Annotated in this window: 15 protein-coding genes; 6 read left to right on the forward strand and 9 right to left on the reverse strand. The window is 41.4% G+C overall.

What is annotated here, in order from left to right:
• Positions 1–256 precede the first annotated feature (256 nt).
• On the reverse strand, positions 257–1,207 hold the full coding sequence (locus HC965_RS06965; RefSeq protein WP_191030818.1) for a site-specific integrase: 951 nt from the start codon (positions 1,205–1,207) through the stop codon (positions 257–259).
• Positions 1,208–1,409: 202 nt separating this feature from the next.
• On the opposite strand from HC965_RS06965, the gene HC965_RS06970 reads away from it, so the two are divergent.
• Together HC965_RS06970 and HC965_RS06975 are read left to right on the forward strand one after the other, a co-directional pair.
• Positions 1,410–1,706, forward strand: a complete 297-nt coding sequence (locus tag HC965_RS06970) for a DUF4248 domain-containing protein (RefSeq protein WP_191030819.1) — start codon at positions 1,410–1,412, stop codon at positions 1,704–1,706.
• A gap of 235 nt (positions 1,707–1,941) precedes the next feature.
• A complete protein-coding gene (locus HC965_RS06975) occupies positions 1,942–2,133 on the forward strand; it encodes a hypothetical protein (protein WP_191030820.1) in 192 nt (63 codons plus the stop codon).
• Between the two features lie 266 nt (positions 2,134–2,399).
• On the opposite strand, the gene HC965_RS06980 is transcribed toward HC965_RS06975, so the two are convergent.
• Entirely contained in the window at positions 2,400–3,314 is a 915-nt protein-coding gene (locus HC965_RS06980) for a cation diffusion facilitator family transporter (RefSeq protein WP_191030821.1), read from the reverse strand.
• A 183-nt stretch (positions 3,315–3,497) separates the two neighbouring features.
• Between HC965_RS06980 and HC965_RS06985 the strand changes: the two genes are divergently transcribed.
• From HC965_RS06985 to HC965_RS07000, 4 genes are all read left to right on the forward strand, one after another.
• The gene (locus tag HC965_RS06985) at positions 3,498–5,804 is read left to right on the forward strand and encodes a family 20 glycosylhydrolase (protein WP_191030822.1); all 2,307 of its coding nucleotides are present in this window, start codon (positions 3,498–3,500) and stop codon (positions 5,802–5,804) included.
• 226 nt (positions 5,805–6,030) lie between these two features.
• Positions 6,031–6,639, forward strand: coding sequence for a TetR/AcrR family transcriptional regulator (locus tag HC965_RS06990; RefSeq protein ID WP_191030823.1), 609 nt, complete (start codon positions 6,031–6,033; stop codon positions 6,637–6,639).
• Between the two features lie 60 nt (positions 6,640–6,699).
• A complete protein-coding gene (locus tag HC965_RS06995; RefSeq protein WP_191030824.1) occupies positions 6,700–8,520 on the forward strand; it encodes an ABC transporter ATP-binding protein in 1,821 nt (606 codons plus the stop codon).
• Positions 8,517–10,247: an ABC transporter ATP-binding protein gene (locus tag HC965_RS07000; protein WP_191030825.1), complete on the forward strand. Its 1,731-nt coding sequence runs from the start codon at positions 8,517–8,519 to the stop codon at positions 10,245–10,247. The genes HC965_RS06995 and HC965_RS07000 overlap by 4 nt, the downstream gene beginning before the upstream one ends.
• A gap of 959 nt (positions 10,248–11,206) precedes the next feature.
• Here HC965_RS07000 and ccsA read toward each other — a convergent pair.
• The 7 genes from ccsA to fldA form a co-directional block, all read right to left on the reverse strand.
• Positions 11,207–13,453: a cytochrome c biogenesis protein CcsA gene (ccsA, locus tag HC965_RS07005; protein WP_191030826.1), complete on the reverse strand. Its 2,247-nt coding sequence runs from the start codon at positions 13,451–13,453 to the stop codon at positions 11,207–11,209.
• A 79-nt stretch (positions 13,454–13,532) separates the two neighbouring features.
• The gene (locus tag HC965_RS07010; RefSeq protein WP_191030827.1) at positions 13,533–15,173 is read right to left on the reverse strand and encodes a di-heme oxidoredictase family protein; all 1,641 of its coding nucleotides are present in this window, start codon (positions 15,171–15,173) and stop codon (positions 13,533–13,535) included.
• Positions 15,174–15,271: 98 nt separating this feature from the next.
• Complete coding sequence (locus tag HC965_RS07015; RefSeq protein ID WP_223854763.1) at positions 15,272–16,435, reverse strand: imelysin family protein; 1,164 nt, start codon at positions 16,433–16,435, stop codon at positions 15,272–15,274.
• 43 nt (positions 16,436–16,478) lie between these two features.
• Positions 16,479–17,798, reverse strand: a complete 1,320-nt coding sequence (locus HC965_RS07020) for a hypothetical protein (protein WP_191030829.1) — start codon at positions 17,796–17,798, stop codon at positions 16,479–16,481.
• Positions 17,799–18,026: 228 nt separating this feature from the next.
• Positions 18,027–19,049, reverse strand: coding sequence for a TQO small subunit DoxD (locus HC965_RS07025; protein ID WP_191030830.1), 1,023 nt, complete (start codon positions 19,047–19,049; stop codon positions 18,027–18,029).
• Between the two features lie 156 nt (positions 19,050–19,205).
• On the reverse strand, positions 19,206–19,568 hold the full coding sequence (locus HC965_RS07030) for a DUF2023 family protein (protein WP_191030831.1): 363 nt from the start codon (positions 19,566–19,568) through the stop codon (positions 19,206–19,208).
• Positions 19,569–19,602: 34 nt separating this feature from the next.
• The gene (fldA, locus tag HC965_RS07035; RefSeq protein WP_191030832.1) at positions 19,603–20,109 is read right to left on the reverse strand and encodes a flavodoxin FldA; all 507 of its coding nucleotides are present in this window, start codon (positions 20,107–20,109) and stop codon (positions 19,603–19,605) included.
• Positions 20,110–20,219: the final 110 nt, after the last annotated feature.

Here is a 20,219-nt window from a genome sequence, read left to right on the forward strand (position 1 = left end):
GTACGGAAAACAATCCAATTAATGGTGAAACATTCTTACCCCTGCTTCCGAAGGGTAGTAGAGGAAAGGGGCTTTTTGCCAAATTCAGAGTGTAGATGAGCTTCCAGGCAAAAAACTATATGTTCTATTGTGTCAGTTCCTTTTTAGATTGATAATAAAGAAAAAAAAGTCGTCTTTTATTTGTTTAAATTAAGAAATATGCTCATATTTGCAGCGGAATTAAATCTCTGTTACCTACAAAGTAACAGTCTTACTATTAGGCTATTGCGCCACCTATCGCCCGCTTCACAAAGGTTATAATCTGCCTGTTTGCATCATCAATTTTCTGGCTATGAAACGGTTTCAAATACGTCTCCGTCACCATAATGGACGAATGTCCCATTGCTTCGGAGATAATGCCCGGGTGAATTTCGCAGTAATAAGCAGTCGTAGCCCATGTATGGCGAGCGGTATAAGAACTCAAGTGCTCTTTAAGTCCCAGGAATTTTCCCAGTAAAGCCAGTTGATAATTAAAACTACGCAATGCCAGTTGATATTCTCGATAGGCTTCCTCCGTACTCTCTCCACTTTTCAGAACGGGAAATAAATAAGGAGATGCAACATCACGGTTCATATGCTTTTGCAACAGAATCATTGCTTCCGGTGTCAGTGTCACTGACAATGAACGTCCCGTTTTGCGTCGGCGATACGTAATGACATTTCCCCGTAAATCGCTTTTGCGCAGATAAGCAAAATCGACAAACGGCAATCCACGAAGCAGAAACATTAGGATAAACCATTCTTGTGCATCTCGCATGGCGGAAGTGACTGGTGAACCAGTTGCCTGCTGCAACCGGATAAACATCTTCTTTATATCTTCGATATCTAACGCACGCTGACGGTCTGCGCGTGTACCCGTATAGACTGAACGAAACAATTGAGGTACATATACCGCTACTTTTCGTTCTATTGCCCGATTGTAGACCGCGCGCAAGGTGCGGATATAGGTGGACACCGTATTCCAACTACATCCACGATGCCGAAGGCTACCTTCAAAATGTTTCAACCATTCAGGCGTCAACTGGTGGAACATTAACTTTTCAGAACCATGGAAAGTGAGTATCGCATTCAAGCTGCTTCTATATACATGGGCAGTCCCTAAATTCCCACTTTTCTTTAATTCCCCTGCAATCTCTCTCATAAATGAGATTAAACTTTCTTTCTTCATTGATTTTTTTTACGATAATTATTATTTACTAATCTCCATGATTTTATATTCTGTAAAACAAAATTGCAAATATAATTTAACAGTCGCAATTTGTGACATGAAAAAATAAAATATTTGTGACCTTTGAATTAATATAATTTTATACTTTTGCAAAGAATTAAACCGACAAATGAGGTTTAATAAACTAAATAAAAGTATTGCAATGAAAGAAGACAAAGTAGTCTTAAAAGACTACGTCATTAACGGCTTCAAGCTCTTTTCACAGTTAGCCCTGGAATATTTTCCGGGTTATTCGACTCTGAATGGGGCTAGAAAACAAATGCGTGGCAGAATAGATCAAAATCTGTCACTGACTCTCGAATTGAACGCAGTAGGCTATACATGCCACACTACGCATTTATCTCCGAGAATGCAGGAAATCCTTTTCCGACACTGGGGGCCACCCCATATCATATTGCCCGGCAACCACCTGGAGCAACCATTCAGAATTGAACGATAATCTTCATAAAAACAAGAAAATCGAACTATATATTTTCAAATATATAGTTTTATTGTTTATATACTTATTATTGTTTCACAAAGTGTTTCAGGGTGCTTTTTGAGAGGGGGCATAACAAATTGTCATACAGATGATTATCTGACTCTTCAAGGTGTTTCACAAAGTGTTTCACAAAAAGGCCGTTTTTCACCCCTCAGACAGAGGCTCTGAAACCACTCGGTAGAGGGTCTGTTTCATGCAAACGGAGGTTCTGTTTCGTACAAACGGAGCCTCTGTTTTATCCAAACTAAGTTTATGCTCGTCTTCTCCATTGCCCGTTTTCCCCAAGCGTCTGATTTGGTATTATAAACGTTCGGGTATGGCAAATAGCATCCAAATGCGTCCGGACACGTCTACTGTTTTTGGTAATCGTCGTCGGGAGTTATAACTTTACCGAAAATTTTAAAATCATCGTATATGCCAAAGAACATTCATCTTCAAACCGCCGCCGGACAGTCCGGACAAAATGCCTGTGAAATAGAAAAATACCGGGTAAATGATTGTGGGGATTTTATTACAATATGTTTTAGGGGTAATAGTCTTGTTTTATTTTAAATTATTGAAGAATAGAAAATGAAATATCTGAATTTATCTCTTGGGGTTTCTGTCTTTCAGAAATTAAAATGAAGAAAGAAATATTATTACTTAAACCTTTCAGACCATATCTTTATCTACACCAAACTTCTCATCCGACTGACATTCACCGGCAGGTTCTACATGCACCAGGATATCATAAACATTGTCTACGGAGCTTTCTATGCTTTTTTCCACTGCTTCGGCAATCTCATGTGCCTGCGTGATGGTTATCTGCGGATTCACTTCAATGTCAAGAGTGATTATATATCGGTTGCCTATCATTCTCGACCTGACCCGATGCGGGTTGCTTGCTCCCGGTACTTTCTCGACAGCTTCGAATATCTTATTATATACATTGACATCCTTAACGCCATCCATAAGCTCCACATTCGAATCAATAAAGATTCCGATAGAAGATTTTATAATAAAGAGGCTGATGATTAATCCTGTTATCGAGTCGAGTATAGGTAATTTGAATATAAAAGTAAAAAGCAAACCAATCAAGACGCCTGCGGAAATGACAACATCATTACGCATATTAATCGCATTCGCCGTCAGCATGGAGCTGTCTATTTTCTTTCCTTGCTTATACTGATATGAAGCCAGTAAGAGTTTGCCGACAATAGAGAATATAGTCACATAAATAGCAATGGCCGATGGAATTTCTTTCACTTCATCCGAAAAGATGCTCTTAATAGATGACAGTAACATCTGCATACCGGCATAGAATATCACAAGCGATAGAATCTTGGTTGCAATCCCCTCAGCCTTGTCGTAGCCAAACACATACTTCTTTGAAGGCGGGCGACTGATGACACGTGCCGTAAATATCATAACGACAGAGATAATGACATCCGTTGCCGAGTCGATACCATCTCCAACTACGGCCAAACTCCCGGCTAATAAACCAATAATGATTTTTGATGCGGACAGGATTGCATTGCCAATGGTGCTAATCCATGAGGTTTTGATTAAAATATTCTCTCTTGACATTTAAGCAGGTCTTTATCCTTATTTGTTGTGATAATTGGTAACAAAGATAATCATTTATAGCAATTTGTGAACCTAAGCCACAAAAAACTTTTCATTTCCTTTTAGTAGTTTGAGGTGTTTAGTTGTATTATATATAGATGGTCAATTAAAACAGGACAATTAATTTATTAAATAGTTAACCTCATGTTCAAACAACTAAGTACCTCTCTACTGATTGTATCAGCTTGTGTGTTTTCTGCTTGCATGCCTACCGTCAAGCAAGAAATCGCAATTTTACCTACCCCCGTAAGTCTGACCGAGCAGTCGGGCGATTTCGTTTTTAAGGATGAAATGAAGATAGGAGTTTCCGACCAGTCGCTATTTCCGGCAGTCGGATACCTGCAAGAGATTCTTCGAAACGTAGTGTCGTCTTCTGTGGAAGTCACTGCTGATAAAAATCAGGTAGATGTCTATTTCCAATTGGGGAATACCGAAGGGAAGCCCGGCTCTTACAAGCTCCAGTCTACACCCGAATTTATTCAGGTGGAAGCCAATGACTATTCGGGCATTATTTCCGCTATTACCACTATCCGCCAGTTACTTCCCGCCGAAATAGAAATACAGGGCGTGAAGCAGACTTACTCCATTCCCGCCGTACAGATAGAAGATGCTCCCCGTTTTGAGTGGCGCGGATTTATGCTGGACGCTTCCCGCCATTTTTGGAATAAAGACGAAGTGAAGCATGTATTGGACTTGATGTCTCTGTATAAACTGAACAAATTCCACTGGCATCTCACGGACGACCAGGGCTGGCGCATAGAGATTGAAAAATATCCGTTGCTGACTGAAAAAGGAGCATGGAGAAAATTCAATACGCACGACCGTACCTGCATGGCACGCGCGATAGAAGAAGACAACACCGACTTCCTGATTCCTGAAAATAAGATACGGATTGTGGAAGGAGACACGTTGTACGGTGGTTATTACACACATGATGATATAAAAGAGATAGTAGCTTACGCTGCACAGAGAGGGATTGATGTGATACCTGAAATTGATATGCCGGGACATTTCCTGGCAGCTATCAGCCAGTATCCTGATTTAGCCTGTGACGGATTAATCGGATGGGGAGAGATATTCTCTTCTCCCATCTGTCCGGGCAAAGACGCGACTTTGGAATTCTGTCAGAATGTATTCAAGGAAGTTTTCGAACTTTTCCCTTACGAATATGTACATATGGGTGGAGACGAAGTAGAGAAGAACAACTGGAAGAAATGTCCCCGTTGTCAGAAACGTATCCGCACCGAGGGACTGGGTTCGGTAGAAGAACTTCAGGCATGGTTTGTACGTGATATGGAGAAATTCTTCCTTGCCAACGGAAAGAAACTCGTTGGATGGGATGAAGTGGTAAAGGACGGATTATCTTCGGATGCTGCCATTACCTGGTGGAGAAGTTGGGCGAAAGAAGCACTGCCTACGGCAACAGCGCAAAAGCAGAAAGTGATTGCTTGCCCGAACGAATATTTTTATTTCGACTATGCGCAAGACCAAAATTCGGTAAAGAAGATATTGGCATTCGACCCGTATGCAGACGACAGACTGTCGCAGGAACAGAAAGAATATATTTGGGGTGTGCAGGCTAATCTTTGGGCGGAATGGATTCCGACAATGAAACGCATTGAATATCTGATTGTTCCCCGCATGATTGCATTGAGTGAAATAGCATGGGCAGAACCGGCAGCGAAACCGGGGCTTGATGAATTTTACCGTCAGCTCGTTCCGCAATTCAAGCGCATGGATATCATGGGAGTGAATTACCGTATCCCCGATTTGCAGGGATTCTATAAGGTGAACGCATTTATTGATGATGCTACGGTGAATTTAACTTGTCCGTTGCCCGGCACTGAAATCCGCTATACGACGGATGGAAGTATGCCTACCAAGAAATCGTCTCTATACAATGGTTCACTGAAAATAAAGGAAACGACAGACTTTGCTTTCCGTACTTTCCGTCCGGATGGTTCTCCTTCGGATATAGCACGTACGAGATACGTCAAAGCTCCTTATGCAGAAGCAGTCGCTGCTCCGGCTTCTTTGCAACCCGGACTGAAGGCTGTATGGCATAACTTCCGTGGAAATCTCTGCGCGGATATTGACGCTGCTCCCGTAAAAGGAGAGTATGTCGTAGAATCTGTATCCATCCCCGAAGAAGTGAAAGGGGATATCGGACTGGTAATGACCGGTTATTTGGAAGTTCCCGCCGACGGTATTTATACCTTTGCCCTTCTCTCGGACGACGGTAGCACATTGATGCTTGACGGTGAACTGCTGGGAGACAACGACGGCGCACATTCTCCGGTAGAGATTATCGTGCAGAAAGCATTGAAAGCCGGATTGCATCCGATGGAAGTACGTTACTTCGATTGCAACGGCGGTGTGCTGCAAATGGAATTAGTAAATGATAAAGGTGAAAAGGAAGTTTTGCCCAAAGAATGGTTGAAACATGAATAAACGTTCTCTATTAAAATCAGTTTTCATTAGTAATGTAATATTAGGTCAAGTTTAGGTTAGGTCAGAAGCGGGTGAAAGTAGTGATACTTTTATCCGCTTTGTTCAATGAAGGCATGGCAAATAGCTATAAATAAGGAACGGATACTTATAGAATCAGTATTAATAGGTATTGCTCGAAAGTGTTGTATGGACTACTTTTGTAGCGTTATATATTCACACTGACTCTATGCAAATCTTAAAAGGAGATATACAGGAAAAAATAATAAATGCAGCCGAAGAGGTATTCTTGGAACGAGGTTACAAGGATGCCTCTATGCGTGAAATTGCATTGAGGTCGGGAGTGACGGTAAGCAATATCTATCATTATTTCACGAATAAGGACGAGATATTCCGTATGATTCTGAAACCGGTATTGAACGAACTGTATGCCATGATTTACAATCATAATGCCGAACAGATGACAATAGATGTCTTTATCAACCAGGATTATCAGAAAGCATGTGTGCAGGAATATATCGAACTGGTTTCCGTGCATCGGGAGCGCCTGCGCCTGTTGCTTTTCCAGGCACAAGGTTCATGCATGGAAAACTTCCGTTCCGAATATACAGACTTGATGACGCGCACGATTTCTGTTTTCTTCCAGGGAATGAAACAGAAATATCCGCATATCAATATAGCGATTACCGGTTTCTTTATTCATCTGAATACAGTCTGGCTCTTTGCCTTACTGGAAGAGTTGGTGTTGCATCACATAAAGAAAGAGGAGATGCAGAAATTTATAACAGAATATATAGCCTTTGAAACGGCTGGTTGGAAGGAGCTCATGAATGTATGAGCTCCTTCTTTTTTTGAACGAATCGGAATATTGTTCCTTTTTAAAAAACTTAGATATATAATGAATGAAAGAATGAAAAAGAAAAGTGGTGTAGCTCGTCTGTTCGAGATAGCGGGTGAAAAGAAAGGGTTACTGGTGTTGGCCGGGATACTTTCGGCAGCCAGTGCTTTATGCATGTTGGTGCCTTATTGGTCGGTGTACCAGGTGTTAAGAGAATTATTATTGCATGGCAGTAAGATAAGCGAACTGGATAGCGGGATTCTCGTCCACTGGGGATGGATTGCGTTTTTCGGCCTGGTAGGAGGATTACTTCTGCTGTATGCGTCATTGATGGCATCTCATGTGGCGGCATTCCGTATTCTTTACGGGCTGCGTATCCGGTTGTCGGAGCATATCGGGCGCTTATCTTTGGGATATCTGAACGGTACTGCAACAGGAACCATTAAAAAGATAATGGAACAGAATATCGAGAAGATTGAGAATTTTGTTGCCCATACCATTCCCGATTTGGTGAATGTGCTGGCAACGGTTATTTTGATGTTTATCATCTTCTTCTCCTTGAACGGATGGATGGCAGCGGTTTGTGTGGTATGCATTGCTTTGAGTATCGGTTTGCAGTTTATGAACTTCTTCGGTAAGAATGCGAAAGAGTTTACGAAAATCTATTATGATACACAGGGGCGAATGAGTGCTTCGGCTGTGCAATATGTACGTGGGATGCCCGTAGTGAAGATATTTGGTCAGAGTGTGCGTTCGTTCCGGCGATTTAATGCCGAGATTGAAGCATATAAAAACTATGCGTTGAGAGTTTGCGATACCTATTTGCCAGGTATGGTTGCTTTTACCGTATTGCTGAACTCGCTGGTAACTTTTATCTTGCCGATAGGCTTATTGCTTTTGAGCAGAGAACCGCAGAACATTGGCCTGGCGGCTATTTATCTCTTTTTTATTATTATGGGACCCGGGGTTGCTTCTCCTATTTATAAGTTGATGTATCTCGGTTCGAGTACCAATGAAATCGACGAAGGGGTGAAACGCATCGACCGCATATTCGATGAACAACCACTTGCTGAAACGGAAATCTCACATTTGCCTTCGTCCTATGATATTGAATTCTGCAATGTCTCATTTGCTTATGAGAATAAGACGGAAGCTACACGCACTGAAGCGTTGAAAGACTTGTCCTTTACGGCACGCCAGGGTGAGATAACCGCTTTGGTAGGTCCGTCCGGTTCGGGAAAGTCTACGGTAGCTAACTTGATTCCACGTTTTTGGGATGTCAATGAAGGTGAGATTCGGATAGGGGGAGTCAATATAAAACAGATAGCGACCGAAGACCTGATGAGCCTCGTATCTTTTGTCTTTCAGGACAACTTTCTCTTCTTTGATACGCTTTATGAAAATATCCGTGTGGGGGATGCTTCGGCTACACGGGAACAAGCGATAGAAGCTGCATGTGCTGCGCAATGCCATGAGTTTATAGAGAATCTGCCGGGCGGTTATGATACCCGTATCGGAGACAAGGGCGTATATTTATCGGGTGGAGAAGCACAACGTATCTGCGTGGCAAGAGCCATTCTGAAAAATGCTCCTATCCTGGTTTTGGATGAAGCGACGGCTTTTGCCGACCCGGAAAATGAATATAAGATGCAGCAGGCCATTCAGCAACTTATCAGGAATAAGACCGTCATCATTATCGCCCACAGGCTTTCATCCATCATCTCAGCGGAACAGATTCTTGTATTGAAAGAGGGGAAACTGGTGCAAAACGGACGTCACGAGGTACTGAGTACGACGGAAGGAGTTTATAAAAAAATGTGGAATGCCTATACCAGCGCATTCCGTTGGCAATTAACTATCAAGAAGGAGGAAAAGAAATGAATGCAATTAAAAATATAACGGTGGGGCATACCGAGTGTTTACGTAAGCCGGTAGGATATACGATGCTCGCCAATTTCGTGAATATTATCCCGTTTTGCCTTTCTATCGAAGCTATCAATGTTATATTCCGTACATTCGATGGTAGCGGTACTCCGCTGGATACCAGTCGACTTTGGATGATTTTTGGTATCCTGGTAGTATATATGTTGGTGATGGCTGTTGCCGAACGTGCCGCTTATAATGCCAATTTCCGCGGCGCTTATGAGATGAGTGCCGAAGGGCGCATTAATCTTGCCGAACATCTGCGTAAATTATCATTAGGATTCCTGTCCCGCCGCGACCCGGGCGACCTTTCTTCGATGCTGATTACTGACTTTACAATGGCTGAAACGGGCATTTCACATCATTTGCCCCAATTGATGGGTGCATTGGTGATGCCTGTACTTGCCTTCCTGGGTTTACTTTGGATTGACTGGCGCATGGCGGTAGCTATGTTTATTGCCCTTCCGCTTGCGGTTGCCGTTCTTTTGCTAAGTAGTGCCATTCAACATAAACTGAGCAGCCGTCAGATAGAAGCCAAGATTAATGCGGGGAATCGTCTGGAAGAATACCTGCAAGGTATCCGGGTAATGAAAGCATATAACCTGATAGGTGGTAAATTCGAGCGGTTGAAGAATGCATTCAGTGACCTTCGTCGTGCCTGTATCCGGCAGGAAGCGCTTCTCGGTCCTTTTATTCTGTTCTCCGTTACGTTGATTCGTGCCGGGCTGACGTTGATGATACTTTGCGGTACTTATCTGCTGATTGGGGGGGATCTTTCATTACTGACTTTCGTCATGTTCCTGGTAGTAGGTTCGCGTGTATTCGACCCTTTGACGTCTGCTCTGACTAATTTTGCCGAGTTCCGTTACTTCTCAATTGCGGGTGGTCGTATCCTTACTCTGATGAATGAACCCGAAATGAAAGGCACCCGTGAAGTTCCCGAAAGCGGGGACATTACATTTGACCATGTATCATTCGGTTATCAAGAGAAGGAAATATTACATGATATTTCCGTAACCCTGAAGAAAGGTACACTCACCGCTTTGGTAGGTCCTTCGGGAAGTGGTAAGAGTACTATGCTGAAACTTTGTGCGCGGTTCTATGACCCTAAGAAAGGCTCGGTTTATTTTAATGGGATGGATATGAAAGAACTGGAACCGGAGTCATTGATGAAGCATTGTTCAATGGTCTTTCAGGATGTATACCTGTTTCAGGATACACTGAAGAATAATATCCGCTTCGGCAAGACGGACGCTACGGATGAAGAGATTATTGCGGCAGCCAGGAAGGCTTGTTGCCATGAATTTATTATGCGGCTGCCTAAAGGGTATGATACGATGGTAGGAGAGGGCGGTTGTACACTTTCGGGTGGAGAGAAGCAACGAATTTCCATTGCCCGTGCCATTCTGAAAGAAGCTCCGGTGGTTCTACTGGATGAGGCTACTGCTTCACTCGACCCGGAAAATGAAGTGGAAGTACAACAGGCCATTAATACATTGATAGCAGGACGAACGGTAGTTGTAATCGCCCACCGGTTGAAAACGGTTAAGAATGCCGATAAAATTATTGTGCTTGAAGAGGGGAGAATTGCCGAGCAAGGTATGCATGAAGAACTGTTGAGTCAGCCCGGACTGTATGCCAGACTTTGGAATATACAAGAACAAACATTGGGATGGAAACTGTAAAGTTTCCATTTCCATATTCTGCTTGCAGTTTGCCGAATTAAGGAGATGGACAGGTGGCATAAAAAAACGTCCGGCTTTCACAAGCCGGACGTTTTTGCCTCTTTTAGAATATGTCATCTATTCATATTCCAAAATGAATACATTATATGGTTTTTTCAACTTAACAACCAAATAGAAGAAATACGGGTGAATCACTTCGGCCGATTCCTATGTATTTTTAATGTGGCTACGTAATATAATTATGACTAATTAATTCAATTCTGATACTGCAAAGATAGGGGCTTTCCGTTGCTCCCGCAATCCCCTAAAGTGGGTATTCTAATAGGTATTAGTAACTATTTGTAGGGGGTGGCAGCTTTATTCTGAGATTTAAGTGGAAGTATCTGTTAATCTATTCAGATGACATACCAATAAAAACTATTGATAGATTATTATTCATTATTGCACTGTTATGAATGAATTCAACGTAGGTTAAAACCGTACAGTTAAGAATGTATTTTATCATTACAGGGTCGAATACATTTTCCTACTGGAAATTTAATATCCATCTTTCTGCCTCCCCTTCACTTTATCTCTGTATCTTCGATGAATAAGGGGCTGCGGGTGAAACTGCCAGTTTTAATAATTGTTCCTCATAATGGAACACTTTGTTTCTCGGTGTGGAACACTCTGTTTCATTTAAAGGAACACATTGTTTCTCGGTGTGAAACAATTAGTTTCAAACCCAGTTGAAACTAATTCTGAAATAACTTTACTAATCATATTCATTTGAGAACCGTTTTAACCTGCGTTGAATTTATTAATTTCTGTACGGAAATGAATAAATTATTGTGGTATATCTTTAGACGCGGATGACGCGGATTTTAATAGGCTGCGCAATAAAAGAATCCGCGTAATCTGCGTCTAAAAAATATATTCATAACCGTACAGTTTTGAACTCTTATCTCTAAAACTGAGGGTCAACCATTTGCGTAGCTATGCATTCCACCCAACAGGAAGTTTACACCGAAATAAGTTATTAATACCGTCAAGAAAGCGATGACTGAGAAAATATGAAAAAACATCGGTTTGCGGAATAGAGGGAGTGAAGAAGGATGCAGTGCGAAGGCATAAACTAGCATCGTGATAAGTGCCCATACTTCTTTCGGATCCCATCCCCAATATCGTCCCCAGGAAACATTAGCCCAGATAGCTCCTACGAAGATACCGACAGTGAGTAAGAATACGGCAGGATAAAGGATAATCTCACTAATAATTTGTAGACGTTTTATCTGAATCTTGCTGTCTTTGCTGAAATAACGTAGTATTATGGCCGTCACTCCGTTTAGCATAATGAAAGCCAATAGTGAATAGGCAACCATTATTACCATTACGTGGATACTTAGTAATGGCGAAGAGAGTACTGGCATCAATTGAGTAATTCTTGGATTAGCTTCTCCGAGCATGGAAACTAGTAGTGTGAGTCCGCAGATTAGAAATCCGAATGGAATCGCCATGCTGAATCTGCGTTGTAATATGAAAGTGAGTAATATGCTACACCAAGCCATGCATTGCATTGTTTCAAATCCGTTAGAGAGGGGGAGATGCCCACTTATATAACCACGGAAAGCAATGATGGTACTTAAATAAATGAAAATAACTGCCAGCACAATATTCAATAAAAGATTCGTGCGTGTGTTTCCACTTTTTTGTACGATCATCCGTTGGCAATAAAAAATAAAAGCTAATAAGCCAATTGTGATGCAAAACATAGCCAGCGGGCGGTTATAGTTTATGTTATTATATATCTTCTCGACATTGAAACGTGTATCTGTGGGAAGTATTGCTTTAGCCTCTTTACGTTGATACATTTTAATTTTCTCCAGCAGCTTGTTTACTTCTTCATATTTCTTTTTGGCAATCATTTCGGCTATATAATTCATGCTTTTTCTAATGAAGATCCATTGCCCTTCAGGCATATCTTGCGGTAGCTTGTCGGCTAATGAATACCATATCACTTGTTGACCTTCTTCTTTACAATATGGATAGATTGTCAATAAGCTTCCAGTGCTGATCATACTGATAAGATTGAACTTTTCATTGGCACTTTCAATGCTTGCCCGATCTTTGATTTCGGTGTTGCCCTGTATGGCAGATTCTAGCTTATATCCATTTACATCTACAAAATCAGATAGGCATGCATACCCCTGTTCTATACCTAATAGTTTCTGTACATCTTTGCTTTTGATATGGATGATCGGTTCTTTTTTCCAATCATCGTAATAAAAGAACCAACCGGTTAGTACTTGCTCGGCGGTGAGCGTTTTATAGCTTGATTTATCATATAGCTTTATGGTAAAGTCTTTGGCCAATGTCTGTAACGGACAAATGCGATCGTTATAATATAGATATAAATTACCAAACTGTTCCGCTATCTGCTTCGGCAGTGTTTCCGGGTGTTCTGCTGCTTTCATGCTGTGAACGGAATAACAGGAAAACAGCAGGTATACGACCGCTGCTTTATGCAATAGAGGGTGGTGTAGCAGACTATAGAAGTAGCTTCTTTTCTGAAAGAAGAAAGAAAGTATACAGCATAACAGGAGAATATATCCGATATAGGTAATTGTTATTCCGTAGGGGTCATGTGATATTGCAAGAGTAACGCCTTTGCAATCTTCATCATATTTCGACTGATAGAAACGATAATTGCGATAACTATATATATGATTCATGGAAACTTTTCCTTCATGGTTTTCTTTTGCTCCATCATTGATGATGATAGTACTGATAAAATCCATTGGGGCGGAAGTTCCCGGATAATACTCTAAACAAAACTCTTTGAGGGAAACCTGAAAAGGAAAACTGGGTGTGTCTCCGTCAGGTACTATGAATGTAGTGACAGGGGAGGTGGCATCCTGACGCAGGTGCACTGCACCTTGAATACCGGACAAATGAGTAGTTAATGCGCCTGCCAGAATTAGGATAAAAGAAAGGTGTAGGCAAAAAGTGATAGCTTGTTTTGTGGCCTTTCGCTTGAGCAAATAGATGAAAGACGTCACGGCTACAACTCCCCATGATAGGATAAAAAGTGGGGAACCGTAGATGTAGCGGATTACGAATGTGGTATCTTGCGTCTTTTCAAGTATGGTTGCAGTGATTAATGCGAGTATAAGTACACCTGTCAGTCCGAAAGAGGAATATTTTAGTAGTTGATTGCTGGTAGTCATTGGATTGGAGTCGATAGTTAGGGCTGGCTAAAATCGTTTCTCAAACTTTTTTAGTCAGCCCCAATGTTTTGTAACCAAATTAGATGGAATCTATGAATTTGACCATTGCATCACGGTCAGCTTTAGATAGTTCGCGGAATTTTTCTATAGATTTGCGGGCATCACTTTGTGTATTTCCATGCCACATGATCGCTTCGACAACGTTACGTGCACGGCAGTCATGCAGACGATCGGATGTAGTCGAACCTGTACATTTCTGATGCAATCCGCGTCCCCATAATGGAGTCGTACGGCACCAGCCGGTACGAATATCGTTTTCCATGTGGAGTTTGTGCTGTATCATGTCTGTATAAGGCCATATCTTCTGATTCGGATATCTAGGCAATTTGGAATTATCAGTGAAAAACCTGGCCGGGTCTCTGATGTCATCTGTCCCAGTAGTCCATGAGGGGCGGTGGCAATAAGTGCAACCTATTTCTTCAAATAACTCTTTTCCTTTTAATACTTCTTTGTCATTGATGTTGCGGGCTGCTGGAACAGCTAACCCTCTATGCCATACCATCAGGTCAGTGTATTCTTCATCACTCATTTCTACAGGTAGGTCTTTAGCTGTCAGATAGGCTTTGATTCTTTCTTCCATTGTGCCATTCCACCATGTAGGATGCTCTTTGTTAGGATCCACTTGGGTAATATATTCATCGAATCCGCTCTGTACATCCGGGTCTTTGGCCGAATATTCGGCATAAGTACCGGCTCCGTCCAAATAGTGGAAACGGCGGTCGCTACGAGTTACGTTTGTGATATTCCAAATGGCGTTAGCTCCGGCGGCATCTTGCAACGGACCACGACTTAGAGCGTATGTATATCGGCGAGGGTATTTCGTTCCGTCACCTCCTTGCGCAGTATTGCTATATTGACTCACCCATTCGCCATTTTTAAAGAAAGCTGTGTTCAGCCCATTTTTCATGTATCCGTCATTCTCTTCTTTCGTATATTGGACTTTTAATTCTTCATCACTGATAGCATCCAGCAGACCTGTACCGTAGATACCAATTGTCGATTCCAATTTGACTACATAGTCTTTTGGAATTTGATAACCTTGATTCGCGACGTAAATAGCTTCTTTGGGCATGGTTACTTCCGGATATTGCAATTCGTAAGTTTCACCATCCGGGAATTTATTGCCCCATTCATCTGTATGGTTCTTCCATTCTATGTTAATCATGCTTTCGTTCAGTGGATTCTTGAATGGAGCTACTGCATGGCTTTGGGGCATACCGGACAGCCAACTTACATAATTATCGTCATCCGGAGTGTATACTACTAGCAAACAGCCATTACCTATTTCATTGGTATTGAATGAGCCGGCAGCAATACGTTTCCCATGTCCGTATCCCGGATGGCAATGCATACAGGAATTGCGCACATATACCGGACCCAGTCCTTTTCGTACGCCGGTATTATTTGTCATAAACGGTTTTTCGAACAATTGTTCCCCATTCTTAAAAGATTGGAACAATCCTGCGTTTTCTACGGCAGGAGTGGGTTGTTCGAAAGCATTGAAGGTAGACAGATAAGCTGTACCCAATTCGCCCCCTGTATAATACCATTCGGGGAGTTCATTTGGTTCCGGTTCGGGTGTCGGTTCGTTATTGTCATCACTACACGATACCAGTCCGGTGAATAAACAAAGACCGAATAAATAATGAATCTTTTTCATACTTTGATTTGCTTATTAATAATAGTTTGTTATAATGCATTGACAGCGGATAGGCTGTATTGTCAGCCTACCCGCTGGGGAATGTGAATTCTTCAGATTTAATATCTGGATAAAGCTGCCATAACTTTCTCCAGGACTTTTACCAGGTCAGTACCTACGATTGTAACAGCTGCCTTGGCGTCAGCGTTTGTCGTAGCGGTCTTGGCAAATGGCTCTGGAATTTTCTTAATAGCAGTAATTGCATTGTTGATGGCTGCTCTCATTGCTTCATCTAAAGCCGGATCGATATGTTTGATATAGACGCTGATAGACGCATCACCCGCATTGCTTCCCTGATATGCGTTTTGGATACTGATAATATTGTCAGTAAAGTCAACGATGGAGTTTAGGCTATATGGAGATTCAATATAATTTTTGTCTTCTTCTGAAGAACCATTAACAGGTCTGCCAATTTTAGTATTACCAACTTCGTCGGCAATATCTATACAGCCTTGGATAATATCTTCCGCTGCATCCTGATAATTTACATACTTGCTACCTCCATTTCCTGAATTCAACATACTTGAACCATAGTTGAAGGTGGGCTTGATATCCGTCAGTATCTCCTGTTTTTCACTGCTAATGTTTTCCAAACCTGCCCAGGAAGCTTCCAGACGAACGCATTGATTGCGTAAGTCGCCTGCAACAGATGTTAAGTAAATCATTTCTTGAGTTGTAAATTTATTAATGGCACGGGGAGCTGATGTTGTTTCGTTGTTTTCAAGTTGGAATAACATATATTCTACTGCATGGAATCCAAGCAAACCATAGCCCAGGTTATTGGCTACATAATCAGGACTCATTTGAGCCATTTGTCCGGGGTTGTTTAGCATTCTGTCCATAGCTGTCTTGTCCAAAGGCCATGAGTCGATATGCGGGTCGATATTGTAATCGGCAGCGGCACCAAACAGGAATGCTTCGCTCAATTCCCAGTATTTGCGTGATGTATTCCATGATTCTCCGGCTGTTTTTATCATATCTAAGGTTAAGTTGCCTGCTTTAAAAGCTTCCTGCATAATCACACATTTATCATACATCTCAATGGCAGCATCGGCCATAGCTTTATATGTGGGAATTACAGTCTTGTTGACATAAGGATTGACGGCAGCCTTCAATATGGTTTCTTTTGTTTCCTGATCAGAAGTATCTCCTTCACTATCACTGCAAGCAGTCATGCTTGTCACCATTAATGCACCCAAAGCCATACATATTGGCCATTTCATAAAAGTTCTCATTGTTTTTTGTTTTTAATTAGTAATACCTATTTTATTTTGTAAAAAAGCCTGCATAAGCCACTCCTAAAGATATAGAAGGCTCATTATTATAGTTGCTTTTTAATAATCCGATGGAATATTCACCTTTAATTACGATATCTTTAATAGGATAGTAATTAAGACCCGCTGCTATACGGTTTCGTCCGCACCAGTCGTAGTTGGTCACACCTTTAGTCTTGTACATGGAATCGTAATAATCATAACGCCCGAAGATATACAACTTCTTTTCGGTATCTTTCAGCTTGCTGAATTGTGAGAGTATATTATAGCCAGCTTCTAACCCGGTGGCGATAGCATCGGAAGCGACTCCTTGTTTTGGGGAAGGTGATGCATTAGGCATGCCTATGTTGTATTGGGAAATGAGCTTTGAGTCGGTCAAATGTCCATAATCGAAGTTTCCACGCACAATCCAGTTATGTGCATTATAATGAAAGTCGAAGGCACCGATAACGACTGTACCTTTTACATTTTTATAAGCTTGGCTTTCATTGGTATTTAGGGTATTGCTAAATGTATTACCTATATATCCACTGACAGACATACGAAGTCCGGGCACTGAAAAATTGTCAATTCGGAAGGCTCCGGCATAAGCATTGGCTATTTTAAATTCATAGGGGCTTCCGGCACCATCATGAATCCAGCCTTTACGTCCAAAGCGGTCAGAATCCAATCCGGGTAGAAAAAGTGCCTCATAACGCCAGTCTCCTGTACGCCCCCAAATGCTTATTCCGGTTTCATGCCATGTACATGGCATTATCGTATTTTCTCCTTCCGGACGATACACTCCGAAAAATTCGGTAGGCATATGGTGTTGGTTGGTTCCACCAACGGGGATTATGATATGTCCCATTCTTATATTAAATGCCGGACTGAATGATTTCTGAATCCAGAATTGTTCCAGAGCTACTTCACCACCGCGTTCTATTTCTGATTCATATTCACCTCCTTCTTCTTCTTCTATTTCGACAGCGCTTTCAGTTCCTCCGTGCTCAAATTCTATTTCACTACCCATGCTCCAACCTTTACCAAAGTCATAACCGATAAAAAGTACTACATGGGGGAGATCAAAGCGACCGTGACTTTTTGCATTTTTGTATTTTTCTGCATCATTATAACGTAAATAATTGTCGCTGAAAAAGTTTCGTGTCATTACCGCTTCACCATAACCGCCTATTGTCAGACGGGATTTCTTGGGACTGTCTTCTGTTTTCTTAGTGCTATCATCCGTATTTGTGTCTGCTAAATTTGTTGCAAACCCCTTTGATATTCCAGCTGCCAGACATAAAGAAAATAGTAATACTTTTCTTTTCATTTACTTTAATTTTTATAATTTTAAACTGCTGCAAAGGTATGTGAAGGTGAAATAACGGACAATACCTAAAAATAAGTATCTTTTCCTGAAGTGTGGTTATTAGTAGGTATGTGTTTTTTGTCCTAATTAATCTACTGTCGGAGACAAAACAAACAAAGGCGTATGTCAGTAAGAAGAAAATTACTGATATACACCTTTATATATGATAGTGTGTTAAGTTATCTGCTTTTAGTGGATGGCAATGTTTTGTTTCCAGGTAATACCGCTGATGTCAGTCAAAATTAGTTCATACTGACCTTCAGGCAAGTTCTTCAGCGCATTGTCTCTGATCGTCAGAGTTGCTTTGCTGCCTAGTGGAATAATAAGGCTGTGTTTGCCCGGAGCCACTTTGGCTACATAATCATTCTTTATATTGGTAAGTGGAAATTGTGCCAGTTCTTCTCCATCTTTTTGAATCACGACTTTGCCATTGGCCTCTTTTAGCGTAATACCTATAAGGAAAGAACCGTATACGTCGACACCTTCTACACGATATACTTTAAAGGAGAGAGTCCCATTATCAATCTTTGCATCCGAGAGTTCGATTTTGGGTTTTACGGATTTGTTATGTAACGGCCCCCATACACCATTATGAAAAACCTGATTGGTGTATAGCGCAAGTATGAACAATACGACTGCGCCGCTGATTGCCACTTTACTGACTCGTTTTATAGACAACGGAAGTTCGCCGGAAGTAATCCATACCAGCCATTTGTTTTTGGGTAACTTGGATTGTAACAGATAGTCCAAAGAATATTTGCCACCTCCGGAAAGGAAGATAGTAAATCCCGCCGATACGCCTAAAATACCTATTTGCCATTCATCGAGACAAGTGGTTCCCAACCAGCCGGAGCCTAACAGGATACCGAATGCAAGACTGAATACACCAATGCTCATCAATCTTGTAAAGAAGCCGAACATATACAATAATCCGACTATACCTTCGACGATGGTGAAGATAACCATTGCCCACCAAAGTAAATCGGGGGTGCTGACAAGATATTCAATGATAGGTTTAATTCCTAGTGAGTTAGGAAGGAAATGATTGAACTTTTCTCCGATGTATCCGGCAGAATCCGGGATGAGTTTGTTTTCGAGAACGAGTCTTCGCCAAAAGGCGGAAAAATAAGTCCAACCGACAATAAGTCGTAACGAAAGGGTGAAAATACCGGCCAATGTATAGGCGGTGAGTTGTTCTTGTTGTTGCTTCATTGCAATGTTTGATTTGGTTGTAATTGAGGGAATCGTTTCTTTTATAACAAGTTTCCATTGGAAAATGTTCTGACAGAAACCTGTTTTTTTGAAGAAACGATTCCACTCAAGACAAACTACATACAAACAAAGCTAAACTTATGCTAGGGTTATCGCTTACACTGCAATCTTTATACTTTCTTTTTTATTGCAATACCGTTTGCATTGCTGGCAAAGGTCATATCCCAGCATAGCTCCTAAAATAAAGTCTTCTTCGGCGGTCAGTTGATTCAAAGGGCGAATGATGATATGCCGCATAGCTTCCATACATTCGGGCTTTCCAAAAAACAGGTTGATTTTATTAGTACCTACTTCTTGTATCATATAACTGATTTTTTGATTTTTCAACCGGCGGATGGCAAACTCTTCGTGCTCTCTGCTCATTGTGTAGAGTACCATGTTGCGTACGCCTTTCTTAAACTCATAAATGTGATTAAGGAAAATCCTGATTTCACCGGGAATGATTCTTTCAGTAGCCATGATGCAAAGTATTCTTTAATATATGAAGGTAAAGTTAGCTAATTTCTTGTTTCACTTGTTCAGCCCATGCGCTGATACGTTCGTCTGTCAGGTTGTCTTCGTTGACTTCGTCGAGCGGAAGTCCTACGAACTTACCGTCCACAACAGCGATGGAAGCGTCGAACGTATAGCCTGCCGTATCTACCGAACCGCAGAACTTGCAACGGGTATCTTTCAAATCTTCATAAAGAATTCCTATTGCGTCACAGAATGTATCTGCATAAGAATCCGAATCCCCGCAACCGAACAAGGCTACATATTTGTGAGACAAATCACATTTCTTTAAAACTTTCACACCGTCATACCAGTCGTCCTGAAGTTCGCCTGCTCCCCATGTGGAAGAACCAAGTACTAACACATCATATTCATTTACTAATGCTTCCGTAAGTTTGGATACATCAAATACATGTTCCGAAGAAACATCCAACTTATCTGCAATTCGACGGGCAAGGTCTTCTGTTGTTCCGGTAGTGGAACCATAAAATACTCCAATTTTATTCATCTTGAATTTGTTTTTAAATGTAATGCCACAAAGATAGGGTGTCCTTTAGAAATAGAAAATCCCTATTTATAATGGAATAATTGTCTCATTCTCATTATAAATAGGGATAT

It is taken from the genome of Bacteroides sp. GM023, assembly GCF_014750685.1.
In the GTDB taxonomy this organism is placed as follows: domain Bacteria; phylum Bacteroidota; class Bacteroidia; order Bacteroidales; family Bacteroidaceae; genus Bacteroides.

Bases quoted from the DNA above. Each gene is read 5' to 3' on its own strand.
- HC965_RS06965 (WP_191030818.1), bottom strand. From the start codon at position 1,207: ATGAAGAAAGAAAGTTTAATCTCATTTATGAGAGAGATTGCAGGGGAA.
- HC965_RS06970 (WP_191030819.1), top strand. From the start codon at position 1,410: ATGAAAGAAGACAAAGTAGTCTTAAAAGACTACGTCATTAACGGCTTC.
- HC965_RS06975 (WP_191030820.1), top strand. From the start codon at position 1,942: ATGCAAACGGAGGTTCTGTTTCGTACAAACGGAGCCTCTGTTTTATCC.
- HC965_RS06980 (WP_191030821.1), bottom strand. From the start codon at position 3,314: ATGTCAAGAGAGAATATTTTAATCAAAACCTCATGGATTAGCACCATT.
- HC965_RS06985 (WP_191030822.1), top strand. From the start codon at position 3,498: ATGTTCAAACAACTAAGTACCTCTCTACTGATTGTATCAGCTTGTGTG.
- HC965_RS06990 (WP_191030823.1), top strand. From the start codon at position 6,031: ATGCAAATCTTAAAAGGAGATATACAGGAAAAAATAATAAATGCAGCC.
- HC965_RS06995 (WP_191030824.1), top strand. From the start codon at position 6,700: ATGAATGAAAGAATGAAAAAGAAAAGTGGTGTAGCTCGTCTGTTCGAG.
- HC965_RS07000 (WP_191030825.1), top strand. From the start codon at position 8,517: ATGAATGCAATTAAAAATATAACGGTGGGGCATACCGAGTGTTTACGT.
- ccsA (WP_191030826.1), bottom strand. From the start codon at position 13,453: ATGACTACCAGCAATCAACTACTAAAATATTCCTCTTTCGGACTGACA.
- HC965_RS07010 (WP_191030827.1), bottom strand. From the start codon at position 15,173: ATGAAAAAGATTCATTATTTATTCGGTCTTTGTTTATTCACCGGACTG.
- HC965_RS07015 (WP_223854763.1), bottom strand. From the start codon at position 16,435: ATGAAATGGCCAATATGTATGGCTTTGGGTGCATTAATGGTGACAAGC.
- HC965_RS07020 (WP_191030829.1), bottom strand. From the start codon at position 17,798: ATGAAAAGAAAAGTATTACTATTTTCTTTATGTCTGGCAGCTGGAATA.
- HC965_RS07025 (WP_191030830.1), bottom strand. From the start codon at position 19,049: ATGAAGCAACAACAAGAACAACTCACCGCCTATACATTGGCCGGTATT.
- HC965_RS07030 (WP_191030831.1), bottom strand. From the start codon at position 19,568: ATGGCTACTGAAAGAATCATTCCCGGTGAAATCAGGATTTTCCTTAAT.
- fldA (WP_191030832.1), bottom strand. From the start codon at position 20,109: ATGAATAAAATTGGAGTATTTTATGGTTCCACTACCGGAACAACAGAA.